General features: G+C 68.4%; 18 protein-coding genes. 15 read left to right on the top strand and 3 right to left on the bottom strand.

What is annotated here, in order from left to right; translation table 11 throughout:
- Positions 1 to 102: 102 nt before the first annotated feature.
- On the bottom strand, positions 103 to 1,500 hold the full coding sequence (locus tag ACSVDM_RS18625; protein WP_439266566.1) for an MFS transporter: 1,398 nt from the start codon (positions 1,498 to 1,500) through the stop codon (positions 103 to 105).
- Positions 1,501 to 1,659: 159 nt separating this feature from the next.
- On the opposite strand from ACSVDM_RS18625, the gene ACSVDM_RS18620 reads away from it, so the two are divergent.
- Both ACSVDM_RS18620 and ACSVDM_RS18615 read left to right on the top strand, forming a co-directional pair.
- Positions 1,660 to 2,787 (top strand): NDMA-dependent alcohol dehydrogenase, encoded by a 1,128-nt coding sequence (locus ACSVDM_RS18620; RefSeq protein ID WP_067494235.1) that lies wholly within the window; start codon positions 1,660 to 1,662, stop codon positions 2,785 to 2,787.
- The gene (locus tag ACSVDM_RS18615; protein ID WP_439266564.1) at positions 2,784 to 4,205 is read left to right on the top strand and encodes an aldehyde dehydrogenase family protein; all 1,422 of its coding nucleotides are present in this window, start codon (positions 2,784 to 2,786) and stop codon (positions 4,203 to 4,205) included. Before ACSVDM_RS18620 ends, ACSVDM_RS18615 begins: the two co-directional genes overlap by 4 nt.
- 26 nt (positions 4,206 to 4,231) lie before the next feature.
- Here the strand turns inward: ACSVDM_RS18615 and ACSVDM_RS18610 are convergent, their stop codons facing one another.
- Positions 4,232 to 4,900 carry a TetR/AcrR family transcriptional regulator gene (locus ACSVDM_RS18610; RefSeq protein ID WP_439266563.1) on the bottom strand — a complete coding sequence of 223 codons (669 nt, stop codon included), beginning with the start codon at positions 4,898 to 4,900 and terminating at the stop codon, positions 4,232 to 4,234.
- A 154-nt stretch (positions 4,901 to 5,054) separates the two neighbouring features.
- On the opposite strand from ACSVDM_RS18610, the gene ACSVDM_RS18605 reads away from it, so the two are divergent.
- Genes ACSVDM_RS18605 through pntB form a run of 10 tightly spaced genes read left to right on the top strand, consistent with a single transcriptional unit; the run spans position 5,055 to position 15,750 of the window.
- A complete protein-coding gene (locus ACSVDM_RS18605; protein WP_439266562.1) occupies positions 5,055 to 6,275 on the top strand; it encodes an acetyl-CoA C-acetyltransferase in 1,221 nt (406 codons plus the stop codon).
- A complete protein-coding gene (locus ACSVDM_RS18600; protein ID WP_357143004.1) occupies positions 6,272 to 7,027 on the top strand; it encodes an SDR family oxidoreductase in 756 nt (251 codons plus the stop codon). Before ACSVDM_RS18605 ends, ACSVDM_RS18600 begins: the two co-directional genes overlap by 4 nt.
- 31 nt (positions 7,028 to 7,058) lie before the next feature.
- The gene (gene fabG / locus ACSVDM_RS18595) at positions 7,059 to 7,817 is read left to right on the top strand and encodes a 3-oxoacyl-ACP reductase FabG (RefSeq protein ID WP_067639670.1); all 759 of its coding nucleotides are present in this window, start codon (positions 7,059 to 7,061) and stop codon (positions 7,815 to 7,817) included.
- Positions 7,814 to 8,266 (top strand): MaoC family dehydratase, encoded by a 453-nt coding sequence (locus ACSVDM_RS18590; protein ID WP_439266559.1) that lies wholly within the window; start codon positions 7,814 to 7,816, stop codon positions 8,264 to 8,266. The genes fabG and ACSVDM_RS18590 overlap by 4 nt, the downstream gene beginning before the upstream one ends.
- Positions 8,266 to 9,294 (top strand): phosphotransferase family protein, encoded by a 1,029-nt coding sequence (locus ACSVDM_RS18585; protein WP_439266557.1) that lies wholly within the window; start codon positions 8,266 to 8,268, stop codon positions 9,292 to 9,294. Before ACSVDM_RS18590 ends, ACSVDM_RS18585 begins: the two co-directional genes overlap by 1 nt.
- Positions 9,294 to 10,517, top strand: a complete 1,224-nt coding sequence (locus tag ACSVDM_RS18580; protein WP_439266555.1) for an acyl-CoA dehydrogenase family protein — start codon at positions 9,294 to 9,296, stop codon at positions 10,515 to 10,517. Before ACSVDM_RS18585 ends, ACSVDM_RS18580 begins: the two co-directional genes overlap by 1 nt.
- On the top strand, positions 10,514 to 11,692 hold the full coding sequence (locus ACSVDM_RS18575; protein ID WP_439266553.1) for an acyl-CoA dehydrogenase family protein: 1,179 nt from the start codon (positions 10,514 to 10,516) through the stop codon (positions 11,690 to 11,692). Before ACSVDM_RS18580 ends, ACSVDM_RS18575 begins: the two co-directional genes overlap by 4 nt.
- Positions 11,689 to 12,780, top strand: a complete 1,092-nt coding sequence (locus ACSVDM_RS18570) for an acyl-CoA dehydrogenase family protein (protein WP_439266551.1) — start codon at positions 11,689 to 11,691, stop codon at positions 12,778 to 12,780. The genes ACSVDM_RS18575 and ACSVDM_RS18570 overlap by 4 nt, the downstream gene beginning before the upstream one ends.
- On the top strand, positions 12,777 to 14,300 hold the full coding sequence (locus ACSVDM_RS18565) for a Re/Si-specific NAD(P)(+) transhydrogenase subunit alpha (protein ID WP_439266549.1): 1,524 nt from the start codon (positions 12,777 to 12,779) through the stop codon (positions 14,298 to 14,300). Before ACSVDM_RS18570 ends, ACSVDM_RS18565 begins: the two co-directional genes overlap by 4 nt.
- Before the next feature lie 28 nt (positions 14,301 to 14,328).
- Positions 14,329 to 15,750 carry a Re/Si-specific NAD(P)(+) transhydrogenase subunit beta gene (gene pntB, locus ACSVDM_RS18560; RefSeq protein WP_439266547.1) on the top strand — a complete coding sequence of 474 codons (1,422 nt, stop codon included), beginning with the start codon at positions 14,329 to 14,331 and terminating at the stop codon, positions 15,748 to 15,750.
- A gap of 116 nt (positions 15,751 to 15,866) precedes the next feature.
- Here the strand turns inward: pntB and ACSVDM_RS18555 are convergent, their stop codons facing one another.
- Positions 15,867 to 16,829 carry an alpha/beta hydrolase gene (locus tag ACSVDM_RS18555; RefSeq protein ID WP_439266545.1) on the bottom strand — a complete coding sequence of 321 codons (963 nt, stop codon included), beginning with the start codon at positions 16,827 to 16,829 and terminating at the stop codon, positions 15,867 to 15,869.
- Between the two features lie 155 nt (positions 16,830 to 16,984).
- Here ACSVDM_RS18555 and ACSVDM_RS18550 point away from each other — a divergent pair, with 155 nt between their 5' ends.
- The 3 genes from ACSVDM_RS18550 to ACSVDM_RS18540 are packed head-to-tail and all read left to right on the top strand — an operon-like array spanning position 16,985 to position 19,756.
- Positions 16,985 to 17,647 carry a hypothetical protein gene (locus ACSVDM_RS18550; RefSeq protein WP_439266543.1) on the top strand — a complete coding sequence of 221 codons (663 nt, stop codon included), beginning with the start codon at positions 16,985 to 16,987 and terminating at the stop codon, positions 17,645 to 17,647.
- On the top strand, positions 17,640 to 18,995 hold the full coding sequence (locus ACSVDM_RS18545; protein ID WP_439266542.1) for a glutamine synthetase family protein: 1,356 nt from the start codon (positions 17,640 to 17,642) through the stop codon (positions 18,993 to 18,995). Before ACSVDM_RS18550 ends, ACSVDM_RS18545 begins: the two co-directional genes overlap by 8 nt.
- Positions 18,992 to 19,756 carry a gamma-glutamyl-gamma-aminobutyrate hydrolase family protein gene (locus tag ACSVDM_RS18540; protein WP_439266540.1) on the top strand — a complete coding sequence of 255 codons (765 nt, stop codon included), beginning with the start codon at positions 18,992 to 18,994 and terminating at the stop codon, positions 19,754 to 19,756. The genes ACSVDM_RS18545 and ACSVDM_RS18540 overlap by 4 nt, the downstream gene beginning before the upstream one ends.
- Positions 19,757 to 19,768: the final 12 nt, after the last annotated feature.

The following is a 19,768-nucleotide window of genomic DNA, read 5'->3' as shown; positions in this document are numbered from 1 at the left end:
CCTTTCCGAGCAGGCGATGGGGCGCAGCTGATGTGCCGGGGGTCACTGTAACCAGCGGAAAGTAATTTACACAACAGTTGTGATGTAAATTGGGGTCCGCTCTCACGTGGCTTTCAGCTCCTCGGCGGTGACACCTTCGAGCGAGCGATTGGTCGTGCGCGGACCGAAGAAGAGAATGACGATCGAGAACGCGACGAAGGCCACCGCCGCGGAGATCATCACGCCCGCACCGCCCCACGCGCCGTACAGCGACGCACCGAGCACGCCCGACAGCGCGCCGCCGATATTGCCGACGCTGATGATGATCCCACTGCCGAGCCCGCGGGCCTCGGTGGGAATGGTCTCCGGGATGTAGGCGAAGTACGCGGTGATCACGAGTCCGGTGACGACGGCGGCGGCTCCGCCCGCGGCGGTGACCAGCCAGTCGGCGCCGGCCACGCCGAGACCCACCAGCGGCACGGCCGACAGGAGCGATGACACCAGGATGAAGGTCTTGCGTTCGACCCGGTCGATCACCAGCATCGCCAGCAGGGGAGTGGCGAAGTAGACGACGTTCCAGATGAGCTGGATGCGGTAGGCGTCACCTTCGGTGTAGGCCAAACCGTCGACGAGCACGTACATCGCCCAGTTCTGGTACAGGTACAGCCCGAAGGTGGCGCCGAAATAGCCGATCGAGAGGGCGACGAGTGTGCCGATGATGCGCCTGTTGCCCAGCGCCTTGCGCAGTGACACGTGCTGCGCGCCCGCGGCGACGGGTTCGGGCTCGGCGAGCGGGCCGCGCCGCAGTGCACGGGTCTCGAGGTTCGCGACGATCCGCTCGGCCTTGCCGACCTGGTTCCGCGAGATATGCCAGCGCACGGATTCCGGCATGACGAAGTACGCGATCGGTGCGATCAGCAGACCGGCGCCGCCGAGGAGGAACAGGTGCCGCCAGGTATCGGGCCCGCCCGCGGGAACCGTGACCAGGGCGAGCAGCGCGACGATCGGCGCGACGACAACGAACGCCGAGGTCACGACGGAGACGAATCGGCCGCGAGTGGCCGCGGGGAACATCTCGACGATGTAGACCAGCAGCGCCGACATCGACGCTTGCACGCCGATGCCGGTGATCGTGCGCGAGACGAGAATGGTCTCGAAGTTCGGTGCGAGGCCGGTGGCGATCACGCCGAGGGAGCAGATCGCGGTGCCCCACACCATGATCGCGCGCCGGCCGAACCGGTCGGCCAGGCGTCCGCCGAGCAGGCCGCCGATCACCATGCCCGCGAAGAAGGCGGTGCTCGCCAGGCCGACCTGTCCGACGGTCAGTCCCGCGTGCTCGACGATGGCCGGTGTGACGTAGGCGAACAGGGCGTTGTCGTAGAACCCGAGCCCCAGGTTCACGGTGAGCAGGGTGATCCACACGAGGTGTGGCGCCATCACTGGCAACCGATCGAGGCGAGCGGGGATCTCCGCCGGGTTCATTTCGGAGGCGGGGCCGGCCTCGGTATCGAGCAGGGTCATGAGGGTGCCTTATCGACGAAGCGTATTTACGTGACGGAAGTCACTGTAAGAGCTACGCTGTGTTTTGCACAACAGTTGTGATGTAAATTCTGGCACGGCAACCGACGGGACCGATCGGGCGATAAGCCCTGCTCCCGGCGTCGACGGAAGGCAAGCGACATGAAAACCAAGGGCGCGATTCTCTGGAACGTGAACGAGCCGTGGTCGGTGGAGGAGATCGAGATCGACGACCCACGGGAGGGGGAGGTCCAGGTGCAGCTCGCCGCCTCCGGGCTCTGTCACTCCGACCATCACCTGTTCACCGGTGACAGCCCGCTCGAGTCGTATCCGGCGATCGGTGGCCACGAGGGCGCGGGCGTGATCACCAAGATCGGGCCGGGGGTGAAAGGTCTCCAGGAGGGCGACCATGTCGTCCTCTCGTTCATCCCCGCCTGTGGGCAATGCGTGCCGTGCTCGACCGGTCACCAGAACCTGTGCGATCTCGGTGCCGACCTGCTCACCGGCAAGTCGATCAGCGACGGCACCTCCCGGATTCGGGCGCGTGGCAAGGACGTGATCCCGATGTGCCTGCTCGGCACCTTCGCGCCTTACGTCACCGTGCACCAGTACTCGGTGGTCAAGATCGAAGACCACATCCCGCTCGAGGTGGCCGCCCTGGTCGGTTGCGGGGTGACCACCGGGTGGGGTTCGGTCACGAACGTCGCCCAGGTGCGCCCCGGCGAGAACGTGGTGGTAGTCGGCATCGGTGGGGTCGGGATCAATTCCGTGCAGGCCGCGGTCGCCGCGGGTGCGAACAACATCATCGCGATCGACCCGGTGGCCTACAAGCGCGAACAAGCCAAGCGGTTCGGGGCGACACACACCTTCGCGTCGATGGAGGAAGCGCTCGAGCCGGTCACCGAGCTGACCTGGGGGCGGTTGGCCGACGTGGTCGTCCTCACCATCGGGCGCATCCAGGGCGAACACATCGAACCCGCGATGTGGCTCACCGGGAAGACGGGCCGTTGCGTGGTGGTCGGCATGGGCCATGTCGACGACATGGACGTCAAGCTCAGCCTGGCGCTGCTCGCGGTCATGCAGCACACGCTGCACGGCGCTCTCTTCGGTGGCGCCAACCCGCGCAAGGAGATTCCGTCGCTGCTGTCGATGTATCAGGCGGGCAAGCTCGAGCTGGACGCCCTGATCACCAACACCTACCGGCTCGAGGACATCAATCAGGGCTACCAGGACATGCTCGACGGCAAGAACCTGCGTGGCGTCATCAAGTACACGGAGGCCGACCGATGACCGACATCGACTACACCAAGATCTACCTCGACGGCGCCTGGGTCGATTCGGCGGGCACCGGCCGCATCGAGGTGGTCGACCCGACTACCGAGAAGCTCATCGCGGCGGTCGCCGAGGGCACCGCCGAGGATGTGGACCGTGCGGTGCGCGCCGCCCGCGCGGCCTTCCCCGCGTGGTCCGCGCTCAGCGGTGGCGAGCGTGCCGAATTCCTGCAGCGGGCCCACGAGGCCGTGCTGGCGCGTTCGGCCGAACTCACCGCGCTCGTCACCAGGGACATGGGTATGCCCCTGGCCTTCGCCGGCCCGGTGCAGATCGAGATGCCCGCGGCCAACCTCGCCGTCTTCGCCGAACTTGCGCGGACGTATGCCTTCGATGCGCACGAGGACGGCAACGCCCTGATCGTGCGCGAGCCGATCGGGGTGGTCGGCGCGATCACCCCGTGGAACTATCCGATGCACCAAGTGGTGCTCAAGATCGGCGCCGCGCTCGCCGCGGGCTGCACGGTGGTCCTCAAGCCGACCGAGGTCGCGCCGCTGGTCACCTACGAGCTGGTCGGCATCTTCGACGAGATCGGTCTGCCCGCGGGCGTGCTCAATCTCGTCAGCGGGTACGGGCCCGTCGTCGGTGAGGCGATCGCCGCGCACCCCGATATCGACATGGTGACCTTCACCGGCTCGACCGCGGCGGGCAAGCGGGTCGCCAAGGTGGCCGCGCAGACCGTGAAGAAGGTGGCGCTCGAATTGGGCGGCAAATCCGCCAACGTCATCCTCGATGACGCCGACCTGGAGCAGGCTGTCACCGACGGCGTCGGCAAGTGCTTCCTGAACTCGGGTCAGACCTGCTCGGCGCTGACCAGGATGCTGGTTCCGCAGGACCGGATGGCCGATGCCGCCCAGATCGCGGCGAAGGTGGCCGGCGAGTACCAAGTCGGTGACCCGGCCGCCGAGACCACCCTGCTCGGCCCGTTGGTGAACGCCGACCAGCTCGCCCGCGTGCGCGCCTACATCCACGGCGGTGTCGCCGAAGGGGCGTCACTGGTGCTCGACGGTCGCGAAACCGGCGAAGCGACAGGCTATTTCGTCGGTGCGACCGTGTTCGCCGATGTCACCGAGGACATGACCATCGCGCGTGAGGAGATCTTCGGGCCCGTTCTGTCGATCATGGGCTACCGCGACGAGGAGGACGCGGTGCGGATCGCGAACGACTCCGACTACGGCCTGGCGGGCGGCGTGTGGTCCGGCGACGCCGAGCGGGCGATGCGCGTCGCGCGGCGGATCCGGGCCGGGCAGGTCGAAGTCAACGGCGGCGAATTCGACATCAGCGCACCGTTCGGCGGATACAAGCAGTCCGGTGTGGGCAGGGAGGCCGGCGTCTTCGGTTTCGAGGAATTCCTCGAGATCAAGGCGATCTTCCGGTAGAGGTGGGTGGCGGGGGATTCCCCTCGCTACCCTTCGCCCCTGCCCGTGCCGAGGAACTCGTCGGTGCGGCCGTCGAGCTGATCGTCCCGGTGCGGGCGGGGTCGGGCGGCGCCGACGATTCGTAGCGCGATCTCGGCATAGGCGCTGGCGATATCCTCCGGCGACCAGGTGCCCGCCTCGCGGTACCAGCGGGCGATATCGATGCCGAGGGAAAGCAGGGCGGTGGCCGCGATTCGCGCGTCAGGGGTGTCGAAGGCGCCCGCCTCGATCCCGCGCTGCACCAATTCGCGCATGGCGTGGTCGATCTGCTGACGGATGGCGCGGATCTCGGTCAGGTGTTCCGGGTTCAGCGAGTTCAGCTCGTAATTGACGATCCGGGCGCTGGTATGCGCGCGTGCGTGATGTACCGCGAAATCGTGGATCACGTTGCGCAGTGCGGTGGCCGGATCGCTGGACGACGCGGCCGCCCTTCGGATCAGCTCGAGTGTCTCGTCGTGGCCCGATCGCGAGATCAGATAGAGCAGCTCTTCCTTCGATTTGTGATGCACATAGACCGCGGCCGGGCTCATGCCGGCGGCCCCGGCGATATCGCGTGTCGTCGTCCCGTTGAAGCCCTTCTCGGCAAATGCCTCGAGGGCGGCTTCCAGCAGCCGGGCGCGGGTCGAGTCGCCGCGGGGTTCGGTTGTCTCGGTCATGGGATCGCCATTATCTCGTCTCGTCGGAGCCGCGCTGGTCACGGCTGATGTGATGTGGTTAACAGGAGCTGAAGTCCTGATTGCTGTTGACGGTGACGGGGACCACCCTGCACTATGCTACTAAGCAAGCGCTTAGTTATCAAAGGAGATCCGAATGCCGGAAGCTGTGATCGTCGCCGCTGCCCGTTCCCCGATCGGTCGCGCGGGCAAGGGCTCGCTCAAGGACATGCGTCCCGACGACCTGACCGTGCAGATGGTGCGTGCCGCGCTGGCTCAGGTGCCCGACCTCGACCCGACCCAGATCGAGGACCTCGTCCTCGGCTGCGGTCAGCCGGCGGGCGAATCGGGCTTCAACATGGCCCGCACGGTGGCGGTGCTGGCCGGGCTCGACACGGTCCCCGGCACGACCGTCAATCGCTACTGTTCGTCGAGCCTGCAGACCACCCGGATGGCGCTGCACGCGATCAAGGCCGGCGAGGGCGACGTCTTCATCTCGGCCGGCGTCGAGACGGTGAGCCGCTTCACCAAGGGCAATGCCGACGGTATGCCCGACACCCAGAACCCGGTCTTCGCCGACGCGGTCGCGCGGACCGCCGAACGGGCCGCCGGTGGGGCCCCGTCCTGGGCCGACCCCCGCGTGAACGGTCAGCTGCCCGATGTCTACATCGCCATGGGTCAGACCGCGGAGAACGTCGCCCAGTTCACCGGGATCACCCGTGCCGAGCAGGACGAATTCGGTGTCCGCTCGCAGAATCTGGCCGAGAAGGCCATCGCCAACGGCTTCTGGGCCACCGACATCACTCCGGTGACACTGCCCGACGGCACGGTGGTCAGCGCCGACGACGGCCCACGTGCCGGTGTCACCCTCGAGGCGGTGAGTCAGCTGAAGCCGGTGTTCCGTCCCGACGGCACCGTCACCGCGGGCAACTGCTGCGCGCTCAACGACGGCGCCGCCGCTCTGGTCATCATGTCCGACACCAAGGCCAGGGAACTGGGGCTGACCCCGCTCGCCCGGGTCGTCAGCACCGGTGTCTCGGGTCTGTCGCCGGAGATCATGGGCCTGGGTCCGATCGAAGCCTCCAAGCAGGCCCTGCGCCGCGCGGGTCTGAGCATCGACGACATCGACCTGGTCGAGATCAACGAGGCCTTCGCCGTTCAGGTGCTCGGCTCGGCCCGCGAACTCGGTATCCCCGAGGACAAGCTGAATGTCAACGGTGGTGCGATCGCGGTCGGTCACCCGTTCGGCATGACCGGTGCCCGGATCACCAGCACGCTGATCAACTCGCTGCGCTTCCACGACAAGCAGTTCGGCTTGGAGACGATGTGCGTCGGCGGCGGCCAGGGTATGGCCATGGTGCTGGAGCGGCTCTCGTGACCGGCCGTTTCGCGGGCAAGACCGCGATCGTCACCGGTGCCAGCCGCGGGATCGGGCTCGGCATCGCGCAGCGCCTGGTCGACGACGGCGCGAAGGTCGTCGTCACCGCCCGCAAGCAGGACGCCCTGGACGCGGCGGTGGTCCAGCTCGGCGGCCCCGAGCACGCGCTCGGCGTGGCGGGCCGCGCCGATGACACCACGCATCAGGAAGATGCCGTCGCCCGCGCGATCGAGACGTTCGGCAGTGTCGATCTGCTGGTGAACAACACCGGCATCAACCCGGTGTACGGTCCGATGATCGAGATGGACCTGCAGGCCGCGCGCAAGATCATCGAGGTGAATTGCCTTGCGGCACTGGCGTGGACCCAGCAGGTGCACAAGGCGTGGATGGCCGAGCACGGCGGCGCGGTGGTGAACGTGTCGTCGGTGGCCGGGATCAAGCCCGCGCCCGGCATCGGATTCTATGGGGCGAGCAAAGCGATGCTGACCTACATCACCCAGGAGCTGGCCGTGGAGCTCGGCCCGAAGCTCCGGGTGAACGCGGTCGCGCCCGCGGTGGTGAAGACGAAGTTCGCCACCGCCCTGTATGAGGGCAAGGAGCAGGAGCTCGCCGAGACCTACCCGCTCAAGCGGCTCGGCGTGCCGGAGGACATCGCGGGCGCGGTGGCGTTCCTGCTCTCCGACGACGCGTCCTGGGTCACCGGACAACTACTGGTCCTCGACGGCGGCGTCACGCTGACCGGCGGCGTCTGACAACTACTGGCGAAAACCTCAGGAGAAACCAATGAGCACACCGACCAAGACCGCGATCGTCACCGGCGCCGCCCGTGGCATCGGCGCGGGCGTTGCCCGTCGGCTCGCCGCCGACGGCATGGCCGTCGCCGTGATCGACCTCGACGAGGTCGCCTGTAAGCCGGTCGTCGAGCAGATCCAGGCCGCGGGCGGCCGGGCGATCGCCGTCGGCGCCGACGTCGCCGACGAGGCGGCCGTCACCGGTGCCGTGGAGCGGGTCGTCGCCGAGCTGGGTGCCCCGACCGTGCTGGTCAACAACGCGGGTGTCATCCGCGACAACCTGTTGTTCCGGATGACCACCGACGACTGGGATACCGTGATGAACGTGCACCTACGCGGCGCGTTCCTGATGACCCGCGCGGTCCAGAAGTACATGACGGAAGCGAAGTTCGGCCGCATCGTCAATCTGTCGAGCACCTCGGCGCTGGGCAACCGTGGCCAGGCCAACTACGCCGCGGCCAAGGCGGGCGTGCAGGGCTTCACCAAGACCCTCGCGTTCGAGCTCGGCAAGTTCGGTGTCACCGCCAATGCCATCGCCCCCGGTTTCATCGAGACCGAGATGACCGCGGCCACCGCGGCGCGCGTCGGCATTCCGTTCGAGGACTTCAAAGCCGGTGCGGCCAAGGAGATTCCGGTCGCGCGTACCGGTGTGCCCGAGGACATCGCGCACGCCGTGTCGTTCTTCGCCAGTGAGGGAGCGGGTTTCGTGTCCGGTCAGGTGCTCTACGTCGCGGGAGGGCCGAAGGCATGAGAGTTTTCCAGGGCGTCGCCGAACTCGAGGGCGCTGTCGGAACCCACCTGGGCTACTCCGGGTGGCACACCATCACCCAGGCGCAGATCAACGCGTTCGCCGACGCGACCGGTGACCACCAGTGGATCCACATCGACACCGAGAAGGCCGCAGAGGGTCCGTTCGGCACCACGATCGCGCACGGTTACCTGACTTTGTCGCTGCTGCCGCTGCTGGTCCCGCAGGTGTACCGGGTCGAGGGCGTGCGGATGGCCGTCAACTACGGCGCCAACAAGCTGCGTTTCCCTGCGCCGGTCCCGGTGGACTCGAAGGTGCGCGCCGGCATCGAGCTGGTCTCGGTCGCGGCGGGTGCGGCCGGCCACCTGGTCACTTCCCGGGTGACGGTCGAGCGCGAGGGCGGCGACAAGCCGGTCTGCGTGGTCGAATCGCTGACCCTCGTGGTGGCCTGATGCAGACCCGGGCCGACCTTCCCGGCCTGGATCTCGGTCGGCTCTCCACCTGGCTCCGTGGTCAGCTGCCGGTGGCGGGCTCGGCCCTGAGCGGCTCGCTGATCGCGGGCGGCAAGTCGAACCTGACCTATGCGGTCACCGACGGCACCAGCCGGTGGATCGTGCGCCGGCCCCCGCTGGGTCACGTGCTGGCCACTGCCCACGATATGGCCCGCGAATACCGGGTGATGGCGGCCCTGCAGCACACCGACGTCCCGGTGCCGACCATGTACGCACTGTGCCAGGACGACACCGTGCTCGGTGCCCCCTTCTACGTGATGGAGTACGTCGAGGGCACGCCGTACCGGACCGCCGCTGAACTGCGTGAGCTGGGACCCGAACGCACCCGCGCCATTTCGACCGATCTGATCGACACCCTCGCGGTACTGCACGCGGTCGATCCCGCGGCGGTCGGGTTGGCCGATTTCGGTCGTCCCGAGGGTTTCCTGGAACGCCAGGTGCGCCGGTGGAAGAAGCAGCTCGACGCGTCGCACACCCGCGACCTCCCGCTGGCTGAGGAGCTGCACGCGCTGCTCGCCGCGGACGTCCCCGCCGAGTCGGCGGTGGGCATCGTGCACGGTGACTACCGGCTCGACAACGTGCTCACCGATCGCGAGGACCGGCTCGCGGCGGTCGTCGACTGGGAGATGGCCACCCTCGGTGATCCGCTGACCGACCTGGCGCTGATGGTCGTCTACGGCCGCCTCGCGGCCAGGGCGGGCAGCGCCGTGGTGGCCGACGCGACGGTGGCACCGGGCTTCCTGACCGAAGCCGAGATCATCGCCCGCTACACCGCGCGCAGCGAGCGCGACATGTCGCGGTTCGGTTTCTACCTCGGGCTCGCCGCGTTCAAACTGGCCGCGATCCTCGAAGGCATCCACTACCGCTATCTGCACGGCCAGACTGTCGGCGAAGGTTTCGATGCCATCGGTTCGGCCATCGAGCCCCTCCTCGAAACCGGCCTCACCGCACTGAAGGAGTACCGCTGATGGATTTCGCCTACGACGCCCGCACCGAGGAATTACGTGCCTCGCTGCTCGACTTCATGGACACCCACGTCTACCCGGCCGAACCGGTGTTCCGCGAACAGGTGTCCCAGCTCGACAACCGCTGGGCCTGGGATTCGGTGCCGATCATGACCGAGCTGCGGGCCGAGGCCCGCAGGCGCGGCCTGTGGAATCTGTTCCTGCCCGGCGAGGAGGGTGCCGGGCTGACCAACCTGCAGTACGCACCGTTGGCCGAGATCACCGGCCGCAGTGGTCATCTGGCGCCGGCCACGCTGAACTGCGCGGCACCCGACACCGGCAACATGGAGGTGCTGGCGCAATTCGGCACCGAAGAGCAGCGCAAGGAATGGCTCGAGCCGTTGCTGGACGGGCGGATCCGGTCGGCGTTCGCGATGACCGAACCCGATGTGGCCTCCTCCGACGCGACCAACATCTCCACCCGCATCGAGCGCGACGGCGACGACTACGTGCTCAACGGGCGCAAGTGGTGGATCACCGGCGCCATGAACCCCAACTGCCGCATCTTCATCGTGATGGGCAAGACCGACCCGACCGCGAGCAGGCACCAGCAGCAGTCGATGATCCTGGTCCCGCGCGACACCCCTGGCGTGGAGATCATTCGCGGCATGGAGGTCTTCGGCTACGACGACCACGATCACGGCGGCCACGCGGAGATGCGTTTCACCGATGTGCGGGTCCCGGCCACCAATCTGATCGGCGGCGAAGGGTACGGCTTCGCCATCGCGCAGGCTCGTCTCGGGCCCGGCCGCATCCACCACTGCATGCGGGCCATCGGCGTGGCCGAACGGGCCATCGAGGCGATGTGTGCGCGCGCAGAGGAGCGTGTCGCGTTCGGCAAGCCGCTCAGCGAGCAGGGCGTGATCCGTGACTGGATCGCCGAGTCGCGAGTCAAGCTCGAGCAGTTGCGGTTGCTGGTGCTCAAGACCGCGTGGCTGATGGACACCGTGGGCAACAAGGGCGCCCACACCGAGATCCAGGCGATCAAGATCGCCACCCCGGCCACCGTCCAGTGGATTCTCGACAAAGCCATCCAGGTGCACGGCGCCGCCGGTGTGTCCCAGGACTTCTCGCTGGCCGCCGCCTACGCGGGCAACCGCACCCTGCGTTTCGCCGACGGACCGGACGAGGTCCACAAGAACGCGCTGGCCAAGAACGAGCTGCGCAAGCATCGGGAGGGCCGATGACCATCGACGAACTCCGCACCAGGATCCAGGAATTCCTCGCCGCCAACGATCCCGCGACCACCGAGCGCCTGGAGTTCCTGCGCGCTCGCTACGACGCGGGGCTGGCGTGGGTGTACTTCCCCGAAGGTCACGGTGGTCTCGGTCTGCCGCACGGCTGGCAGACCGAGGTCGACCAGCTCTTCGAGCAGGCCGGTGCGCCGGACAACAATCCGGCGGCCAACGTGATCGGTCTCGGCATGGCGGGTCCGACCATCCTGGCCTGTGGTACCGAGGAGCAGAAGAAGCGTTTCCTGCGCCCGCTGTGGACGGGCGAGGAGATCTGGTGCCAGCTGTTCAGCGAGCCCGGCGCAGGCTCCGACCTGGCCAATGTCAGCACCCGCGCGGTCCGCGACGGTCACGAGTGGGTGGTCGACGGGCAGAAGGTGTGGACCTCGAGCGCGCACCTGGCACAGTTCGCCATCCTGCTCGCCCGCACCGACCCGAACGTCCCCAAACACCGTGGCATGTCGTACTTCCTGATCGACATGACCCAGCCGGGTGTCGAGGTGCGGCCGCTGCGCCAGATCACCGGTGAGGCCGAGTTCAACGAGGTCTTCATCACCGACGCCCGCGTCCCCGACGAACAGCGCCTCGGCGCCGAGGGCGACGGATGGCGCATCGCCAACACCACCCTCAACACCGAGCGCGTCGCCATCGGCGGCCGGGCGAGTGCCCGCGAATCGGGGCTCATCGGCGTGGTCACCGACACGTGGCGGGCGAACCCGGAACGGCGCACCCCGGAGCTGCACGACCGGTTGCTGCGGCTGTGGGTCGACGCCGAGGTCGCGCGGCTCACCGGACTTCGCCTGCGCCAGAAGCTGGCTCAGGGACAGCCAGGTCCGGAGGGCTCGGCGATGAAGCTGTCCTTCGCGCGGATCGCGCAGCAGCTGTCCGGACTCGAGGTCGAACTGCTCGGCGAAGACGGCCTTCGCTATTCCGACTGGACCATGGTCCGTCCGGAGCGTGTCGACATGAACGCCCGCGACGCCGGATACCGCTACCTGCGAGCCAAGGGCAATTCCATCGAGGGCGGCACCTCCGAGATCCTGCGAAACATCGTGTCCGAACGCATTCTCGGCCTGCCCGCCGAGCCGCGTACCGACAAGGACCGTCCCTGGAAAGAAGTCGCGCGATGACCGACGTTGATCTGCTCTACACCGAAGTCGAGGACGACCTGCGCACCGTGGTGCGCTCGGTGCTGACCGCGCATTGCGAACCCGGCGCGGTCACCGCCCTCTACGACGGCGACCGCGCGCTGGTCGCGGGCCTGTGGAAGAACATCGCCGTCGACCTCGGCCTGGCCGGGCTGCTCGTTCCCGAAGCGGACGGTGGCGCGGGTGCCTCGGCTCGTGAGGCGGCGGTGGTGCTCGAGGAGCTCGGGCGTTTCGTCGCCCCGGTGCCCTTCCTGACCAGTGCCGTGGTCGCGACCACCGCATTGCTCGGCTCCGGTTCGGCGCTGCTCGGTCAGCTCGCGGCGGGGGAGCGCACGGCCGCCCTGGCCGTGCCGCTGACCACTACTGCTCACGGCGCGCTGCCCACCGTGTCGGCCGACGACGGACGGCTGACAGGCACTGTCACCAGTGTCGCCGGTGCGCTCGAGGCCGACGTGCTGCTGGTCCCGGCCACCGGGCCCGAAGGTATTGCGCTGTACGCGGTTTCGACCTCCGAAGCGCGACTCACCGCGGTCGTCTCCCTCGACATGACCCGCCAGCTCGCCGACCTCGAGTTCGACGGCGCCGCAGGCGAACTCGTGGTCGCCGACGGCGAGGCGGCGGTGCGCCGGGCGCTCGCCGCGGGCACCGCCCTGCTCGCCTCCGAGCAGTACGGCGTGGCGCGGTGGTGCCTCGACGAGACCGTGGCGTACCTGCGGGAGCGTCGCCAGTTCGGCCGCGTGGTCGGCGGGTTCCAGGCGATCAAACACCGGCTGGCCGACCTCTACACCGCGGTCGAATCCGGCAACGCCGCTGCCCGCTATGCGGCCGCCACGCTCGCCACCGACGACGCCGACGCGCCCGTCGCGGCCTCGGTGGCCCAGGCGTTCTGCAGCGACCTCGCGGTCCACGCCGGTGAGGAGGCGGTGCAGCTGCACGGCGGCATGGGCATGACCTGGGAGCATCCGGCCCATCTGTACCTCAAGCGCGCCAAGGCCGACCAGCTCGCCTTCGGTACCGCCGGGGCGCACCGGGTGCGGCTGGCCGAGCTGGTCGAGGTGCCCCGACCATGATCATCGGTGTCCTGCGCGAAGCACGCCCACGCGAGACCCGGGTGGCCGCCACTCCGGCGACGGTCACCCGGCTCGTCCGGCTCGGCTACGAGGTGGTGGTCGACCCGGGCGCGGGCACCCTCGCGTCGTTCTCCGACGACGCCTACGTCGAGGCGGGTGCCACGATCGGCGACGCCCGCACCGCCGACATCGTGCTCGGCGTCAATGCCCCCGCCACCTACCAGCTCGCCGACCTGAACCCCGGCACCACCGTGATCGGTCTGCTCGGGGTGCTGAACGACCCCGACGTGGTCACCGAGCTCGGCAAGCGGCCGCTCACCGCCCTGGCGATGGACGCAGTGCCGCGGATCTCGCGGGCCCAGTCGCTGGACGTGCTGTCGTCGATGGCGAATATCGCGGGCTATCGCGCGGTCGTGGAGGCCGCCCACGCGTTCGGCCGGTTCTTCACCGGCCAGGTCACCGCCGCGGGCAAGGTGCCACCCGCCAAGGTGCTGGTCGTCGGCGCCGGGGTGGCCGGGTTGGCCGCCATCGGTGCCGCGGGCAGTCTCGGTGCGGTCGTGCGGGCAACCGATCCGCGCCCGGAAGTCGCCGACCAGGTGAAATCCCTCGGCGGCGAATACCTTTCGATCGACTCCGCCGAGGCGGAAGTCTCGGCCACCGGGTACGCCAAGGAGATGGGCGACGACTATCGGGCGCGCGAGGCTCAGCTGTACGCCGAGCAGTGCGCCGACGTCGACATCATCATCACCACCGCGCTGATCCCCGGGCGCCCGGCGCCGCGCATCATCACCGCCGAGATGGTGGCCTCGATGAAGCCCGGCAGTGTCATCGTCGACATGGCCGCGCAGAACGGTGGCAATGTCGAGGGCACCGTCACCGACCGGGCGATCGTCACCGACAACGGCGTCACCATCATCGGTTACACCGACCTCGCCGGTCGCCTGCCCACGCAGGCCTCCCAGCTCTACGGCACGAATGTGGCGAACCTGATCGAGCTGATGACCCCGGGCAAGGACGGCAGGCTGGTCCTGGACTTCGACGATGTCGTCCAGCGATCCATCACCGTCGTGCGCGGCGGCGAAATCACCTGGCCGCCGCCCCCGGTCGCCGTCTCGGCGAAACCGGCGGCCGAACCCGTCGAGCCACCGGAACCGGCCGCGGCGAAGGAGCCCCTGTCCGCCGCGCGCCGCATCGGGCTGGTACTGATCGCCGCGGCCGCGGTGTTCGGGCTGATCGCGATCTCACCACCCGCGCTCCAGGGCCATCTGACGGTCTTCGCGCTCGCGATCGTGATCGGCTACTACGTGATCGGCCATGTCCATCACGCGCTGCACACCCCGTTGATGTCGGTGACCAACGCGATCTCCGGAATCATCGTGGTCGGCGCGCTGCTGCAGATCGGGCACGGCGATGCGTGGATCACCGGCCTGTCGTGCGCGGCGATCCTGCTGGCGAGCATCAACATCTTCGGTGGCTTCGCGGTGACCCGCCGCATGCTCGCCATGTTCTCCCGCAGCTGAGCTGCGCCCGACCCCGGAGCGAATTCTCATGATTTCCGTTGAAACCGTGGCCGATTCGGCCTACCTCGTCGCGGCGCTGTTGTTCATCCTCGCGCTGGGCAGCCTGGCCAGGCACGACACCGCGAAGATGGGCAATGCCTTCGGCATCGTCGGAATGGCGGTGGCCCTCGGCGCCACCGTCGTCCTCGCGATCAGCCGCGACATCCAGCCCTCCGGCCTGCTGTTGCTGGTGGGCGCCACCGCGATCGGCGCGGCGATCGGCCTGTGGCGGGCCCGGGTCGTCGAGATGACCGGGATGCCCGAGCTGATCGCGCTGCTGCATTCGTTCGTGGGTGTGGCGGCGGTGCTGGTCGGCTGGAACGGTTACCTGCATGTCGAACGACATCCCGGCGGCGCCGAGGCCGCGTTGCTGCGCGCCGACGGACTGCTGGGAATCCACGGTGCCGAGGTCGCGATCGGGGTCTTCATCGGCGCGGTGACGTTCACCGGCTCGATCGTGGCCTACCTGAAGCTGTCGGCGCGCATCGCGTCGGCACCGATGATGTTGCCGGGCAAGAACATTCTCAATGTCGGCGCACTCGTGCTGTTCGCCGCGCTGACCGTGTGGTTCGTCCTCGATCCCCGGTTGTGGACGCTGATCGCGATCACGGTCGTGGCACTGCTGCTCGGCTGGCACCTGGTGGCCTCCATCGGCGGCGGCGACATGCCGGTCGTGGTGTCGATGCTCAACAGCTACTCCGGCTGGGCGGCGGCCGCGTCGGGCTTCCTGCTCGGCAACGATCTGCTGATCATCACCGGTGCGCTGGTCGGTTCCTCGGGTGCCTACCTGTCCTATGTCATGTGCAAGGCCATGAACCGCTCGTTCGTGTCGGTGATCGCGGGCGGCTTCGGCATCACCGCGGGCCCGGCCGGGGACACCGACCTGGGTGAGCACCGCGAGATCAGCGCCGATGCCGTCGCCGAACTGCTCGCCGGGGCGTCGTCGGTGATCATCACGCCCGGCTACGGCATGGCCGTGGCCCAAGCCCAGCACGGCGTCGCCGAACTCACCCGCAAGTTGCGCGAGCGGGGCGTCACCGTGCGGTTCGGTGTGCACCCCGTCGCGGGCAGGCTGCCCGGCCACATGAACGTGCTGCTGGCCGAGGCGAAGGTGCCCTACGACATCGTCCTGGAAATGGACGAGATCAACGACGATTTCACCGGCACCGACGTGGTCCTGGTGATCGGCGCCAACGACACCGTCAACCCAGCTGCCGCCGAGGACCCGGCCAGCCCCATCGCGGGCATGCCCGTCCTCACGGTGTGGGAGGCCGACAACGTCGTCGTCTTCAAACGTTCCATGGTCTCGGGCTACGCCGGCGTCCAGAATCCCCTGTTCTTCCGCGAGAACTCCGCGATGCTGTTCGGTGACGCGAAGGACCGCGTCGACGACATCGTGAAAGCACTGTGACTCGAAGCCTCGGTACGGCGGCGCATCTCCAGCGCCACCGGACCGACAGGCTCATCATGATCAACTGACCATGTCACGTGACCGGCGACGGATCCGGTCGACCGTCGAGAGCCGAGCTACGGGGACGCGAGATCGCGCAAATACCCGCAGACCTCGTCGATCGCCTGCTCGGTCTGCGGGAACACCCCGACCTCGGTGAAGAAGCCGTGGAAGACCCCGGTGTATCTGGTCGACGACACCGGCACGCCCTCGTCCCGCAAGCGTCGCGCGTACGCCTCGGCGTCATCGCGGATCGGGTCGACCTCGGCCGTGACGACCAGCGCGGGCGGCAGGTTTCGCAACGATTCCGCCCGCATCGGCGCCGCCAGGGGATCGCCGCCGGGATGTCCGGCCCCGACGTACTGCTCCCAGAACCAGCGTCCTTCCGCGGCGCCGAGCAGGGGTGCGTCGGCGAACTGCGACCATGACGGCCTGGTGAACGTGTCGTCGACTGCGGGGTAGGCGAGCACCTGCGCGACGGGCAGGTCGCCGCCGTTCTCGCGGCGGTGAAGGCACAGGGCGACAGCGAGATTCCCGCCGGCGGAGTCGCCGCCGATCGCCATCCGATCCGGGTCGATGCCCAGGTCGGCGGCCGATCGACGCAGCCAGGCGTAGGCGTCGACACAGTCGTGCAGCGCCGCCGGGTAGGGGTTCTCCGGCGCCAGGCGGTACTCGAGTGACACCACCGTCCACCCCGATTTGTTCGCGATGGCCCGGCACAGCTCGTCGGCGCCGTCGAGGGTGCCGAGGACGAAACCGCCGCCGTGCAGGTAGACCAGGGTGGGTGCGGCAGCCGTGGTCGTCGCGTTCGCGCGGTAGAGGCGTGCCGCGATGGTGCCGGTTCGGGTCGGCACGGTCAGTGGTGCGACATGGTCGAGCGGGGTGATCGGCTCGGCCGACGGTGCCGAGTTCACCAGCGCGCGAGCCTGCTCCGGACCCAGTTCGTGGAGGGGTTTCGCCAAGATCCGGCTGATCATGGTCGCTACGGCCGTCGCCTGGTCATCGAGCGGTTTCCAGCTCGCGGGAGTGTCGTCGTTCATGGGAAATCCTCGCTCGTCGTTGACAAGAAGTGATCTGTGCCTCACCATCATAGTCACGTGACCCAGACATTTGACTAGAAGTTCACGTTCCATTTGGGATCCGCTGTCGACGGTGTACCGCGCACGCGATCTCGTCGCATCGAAAGGACAACAAGATGACCGAAACGACGATCGGTCCCGCGACGCGCGGGGCCGAGGCGGTCGCCGGGGTCGACATCCGGATCGAGGACGACGCAAGTCCGATCGTCCGGCTGATCGCCCGGACCATCGCCGATTCCCTCCGCGCCGACAGCTCGCTGCTGCCCGCCGGACTCACCGGCACGATCGCGATCCGTTCCCACGACACACCGCAGGCGGCCACGATCACCCTCGCCGACGGCGCGATCGCGGTGTCGGGCGGTGTGTTCGTCGAGCCCGACCTCGACGCGACCGTCGATCTGAACCAGTTCTTCGCCCCGGTGGGCGAGCCCGTCGGCTCGGCGGAGCTCGCGGCCGCCGCGGTCGCCCTGCTGTCGCCGCCGCTGCCGGACTGGAAGACCGCCGCGCTGAGCTTCTGGGAGAAGGCCCGCTCGGTACCCGGCATCCCCGACATGCTCGTCGCCGTCATCGAAGGACCCGACGGCGTGGAGCAGGTCGTCGCGGGCGAGGGGGAGACCCACTACGTCATCGCGGGCCCGCCGGACCTGCTGGCCGCCGTCTTCACCGGCGCGGTCGATCTGCTCGCCGCTCTGTCCACCGGCCTCGTCGGCGTGCGCGGCACGCTCTCGCAGCTGTCCGTACTGGTCGGCGCCTCCTGGAAGGTTCGTTACGATGTCTGAAATCGCCACCGCCGCAACGGTTCTCGAGCCGGGCGTGCACACGGTCCGGATCGAGTCGACCAATCACGACGGCTCGTTCCACGGCAAGAACGTCTCGCCCGCGAAGTACACCGCGTGCGCGGACTCCGGTTTCGCGATGGCCGACCTGCTGTTCGGTCTCGACCTCGGCAACGCGCCGACGCTCGGGTTCGCCTACCCCGACTGGCGTGGTCATCTCGCCGACCTGCAGTTCCGGCCCGACCCGGCGACCATGGTGCAGTGGGCGCCCGGTGTGCAGTCGGTGATCGGTGACTACTGGCGGCCCGACGGCACCCCGATCGGTACCTGTCCGCGCAATCTCGCCCGCAAGCTGGTCGATCGGCTCGCCGACCGCGGTTTCACCGCGACCATCGCCGTCGAGATCGAGGCCACCCTGTTCCAGGAGTCGGTGCACGAGGCACGCGCGAAGGGGTACCGCGATCTCACCCCGCTCGGCGGCTCCGCGGGCACCGCCTACAACCTGGCCAAGTCCAAGGACTGGGTCGACTACATGTCGGCGGTCGCACGACGGCTCGAGGAGATCGGCATCGAGTGGGAGGCGTGGAGCGATGAGGACGCGGCCGGTCAGGTCGAGCTCAATCTCGTCCCGGCCGACCCGATCTCGGTGTGCGACAACTGGGCTCGCGCTCGGCAGGTGATGCGTGAGGTGGCCTTCGAACTCGGTCACACCGTCACCTTCATGGCCAAACCGACCGCCGGTTACGGCCAGGCCTCGCACGTCAACCTGTCGTTGCAGCGCGACGGTGTCAACGCGTTCTACGCCGCCGACGGGCCGTCGCAGACCATGCGGCACGCGGTCGCCGGACTGCTCGCGACGATGCGCGGCGCGACCTCGGTGATGCTCCCGCAGATCACCTCCTTCCGCCGCCTGGTCGACCTGAGCGGGCCCCCGACCACGGTGACGTGGGGCATCGCCAACAAGACGACAGCCGTGCGCGCGGTGTGCGGTCACCCGAAGTACTCGCGCCTCGAGTACCGCGTTCCGGGTGCCGACGCCAACCTGTACCTCGCGGTCGCGACGATTCTGGCCGGTGTGATCGCCGGGATCGACGGCAAGCTCGAACCGGCCGACCCGATCAGCGATATGGCTTGGTGCGCACCGGATCTCGAGCGACTGCCCGACACCATCACCAAGGCGGCCGACGCGCTCGAGTCCGACCTGATCCTGCGCGAGCAGCTCGGCGACGAGTTCGTCGACTACTGGGTCGGCACGCGGCGCTGGGAATGGATGCAGTTCCACACCACCGGCGGCGACCCGTTCGCCGAGCTGTCGGAGTGGGAATCCACGCGCTACTTCGAGTTCCCGTGACCGCGCGCTCGACCCCGGTGAAACCGCTGATCGGGCTCACCGGACGACGGTTCAGGATGGGCCTGATCAGCGGCAGTCACCCGGGCTACGGCCGGCGGCTCACCGACGCCTTCTTCACCGATTTCGCGGAACGGATCACCCGCGCGGGCGGCGTGCCGGTGATGCTGCCCTACGACGCCGATCCGGCCGCGCTCGGTGACTGGCTGTCGGGTGTGGTGATCACGGGCGGTCAGGATGTGCACCCGCGCTGGTGGGGTGGCGACGAGTCGGTGGTCGGTGACATCGACGCGGTCGACAACCCGTCAGTGCACGATCCCGACCGCGACCGCTTCGAGACCGAGCTCACCACGGTCGCGATCGAACGGCAGATCCCGCTGCTCGGCGTGTGTCGCGGCATGCAGGTTCTCAACGTGACCCTCGGTGGCACACTGATCGCCGACCTGCCCTCCGGGCCGATCGAGCACCTGGCGGCGGCCGGTCCGCTCTCGGACGGCGACCCCGGACACGTCGTCACCTTCGACCCGGGAACGGTGGCGCAGAAGGTGTTCGGCGATCGGCTCGTCACCAATTCGTGGCACCACCAGGCGGTCGACGCGTGCGGTGACGGGCTGGTCGTCACCGGCCGTACCGAGGACGGCGTCGCCGAGGCCATCGAGTTGCCCGGCGCCCCGGTGCTCGGCGTGCAATGGCATCCCGAGTGGATGGTCACCGACGACGGCGCCCTGCGCTGGCTGGTCGAAGCGGCCGCCGAGCAGCGCTGAACAACGCCGACT

It is taken from the genome of Nocardia sp. JW2, from assembly GCF_051843015.1.
GTDB lineage: Bacteria > Actinomycetota > Actinomycetes > Mycobacteriales > Mycobacteriaceae > Nocardia > Nocardia coubleae.
Note: the sequence above shows the minus strand (reverse complement) of the source record. Positions and strands in the feature narration are given on the sequence as shown.

Coding starts and splice junctions, on each gene's coding strand:
- ACSVDM_RS18625 (WP_439266566.1), bottom strand. CDS start 1,500: ATGACCCTGCTCGATACCGAGGCCGGCCCCGCCTCCGAAATGAACCCG.
- ACSVDM_RS18620 (WP_067494235.1), top strand. CDS start 1,660: ATGAAAACCAAGGGCGCGATTCTCTGGAACGTGAACGAGCCGTGGTCG.
- ACSVDM_RS18615 (WP_439266564.1), top strand. CDS start 2,784: ATGACCGACATCGACTACACCAAGATCTACCTCGACGGCGCCTGGGTC.
- ACSVDM_RS18610 (WP_439266563.1), bottom strand. CDS start 4,900: ATGACCGAGACAACCGAACCCCGCGGCGACTCGACCCGCGCCCGGCTG.
- ACSVDM_RS18605 (WP_439266562.1), top strand. CDS start 5,055: ATGCCGGAAGCTGTGATCGTCGCCGCTGCCCGTTCCCCGATCGGTCGC.
- fabG (WP_067639670.1), top strand. CDS start 7,059: ATGAGCACACCGACCAAGACCGCGATCGTCACCGGCGCCGCCCGTGGC.
- ACSVDM_RS18590 (WP_439266559.1), top strand. CDS start 7,814: ATGAGAGTTTTCCAGGGCGTCGCCGAACTCGAGGGCGCTGTCGGAACC.
- ACSVDM_RS18585 (WP_439266557.1), top strand. CDS start 8,266: ATGCAGACCCGGGCCGACCTTCCCGGCCTGGATCTCGGTCGGCTCTCC.
- ACSVDM_RS18580 (WP_439266555.1), top strand. CDS start 9,294: ATGGATTTCGCCTACGACGCCCGCACCGAGGAATTACGTGCCTCGCTG.
- ACSVDM_RS18575 (WP_439266553.1), top strand. CDS start 10,514: ATGACCATCGACGAACTCCGCACCAGGATCCAGGAATTCCTCGCCGCC.
- ACSVDM_RS18570 (WP_439266551.1), top strand. CDS start 11,689: ATGACCGACGTTGATCTGCTCTACACCGAAGTCGAGGACGACCTGCGC.
- ACSVDM_RS18565 (WP_439266549.1), top strand. CDS start 12,777: ATGATCATCGGTGTCCTGCGCGAAGCACGCCCACGCGAGACCCGGGTG.
- pntB (WP_439266547.1), top strand. CDS start 14,329: ATGATTTCCGTTGAAACCGTGGCCGATTCGGCCTACCTCGTCGCGGCG.
- ACSVDM_RS18555 (WP_439266545.1), bottom strand. CDS start 16,829: ATGAACGACGACACTCCCGCGAGCTGGAAACCGCTCGATGACCAGGCG.
- ACSVDM_RS18550 (WP_439266543.1), top strand. CDS start 16,985: ATGACCGAAACGACGATCGGTCCCGCGACGCGCGGGGCCGAGGCGGTC.
- ACSVDM_RS18545 (WP_439266542.1), top strand. CDS start 17,640: ATGTCTGAAATCGCCACCGCCGCAACGGTTCTCGAGCCGGGCGTGCAC.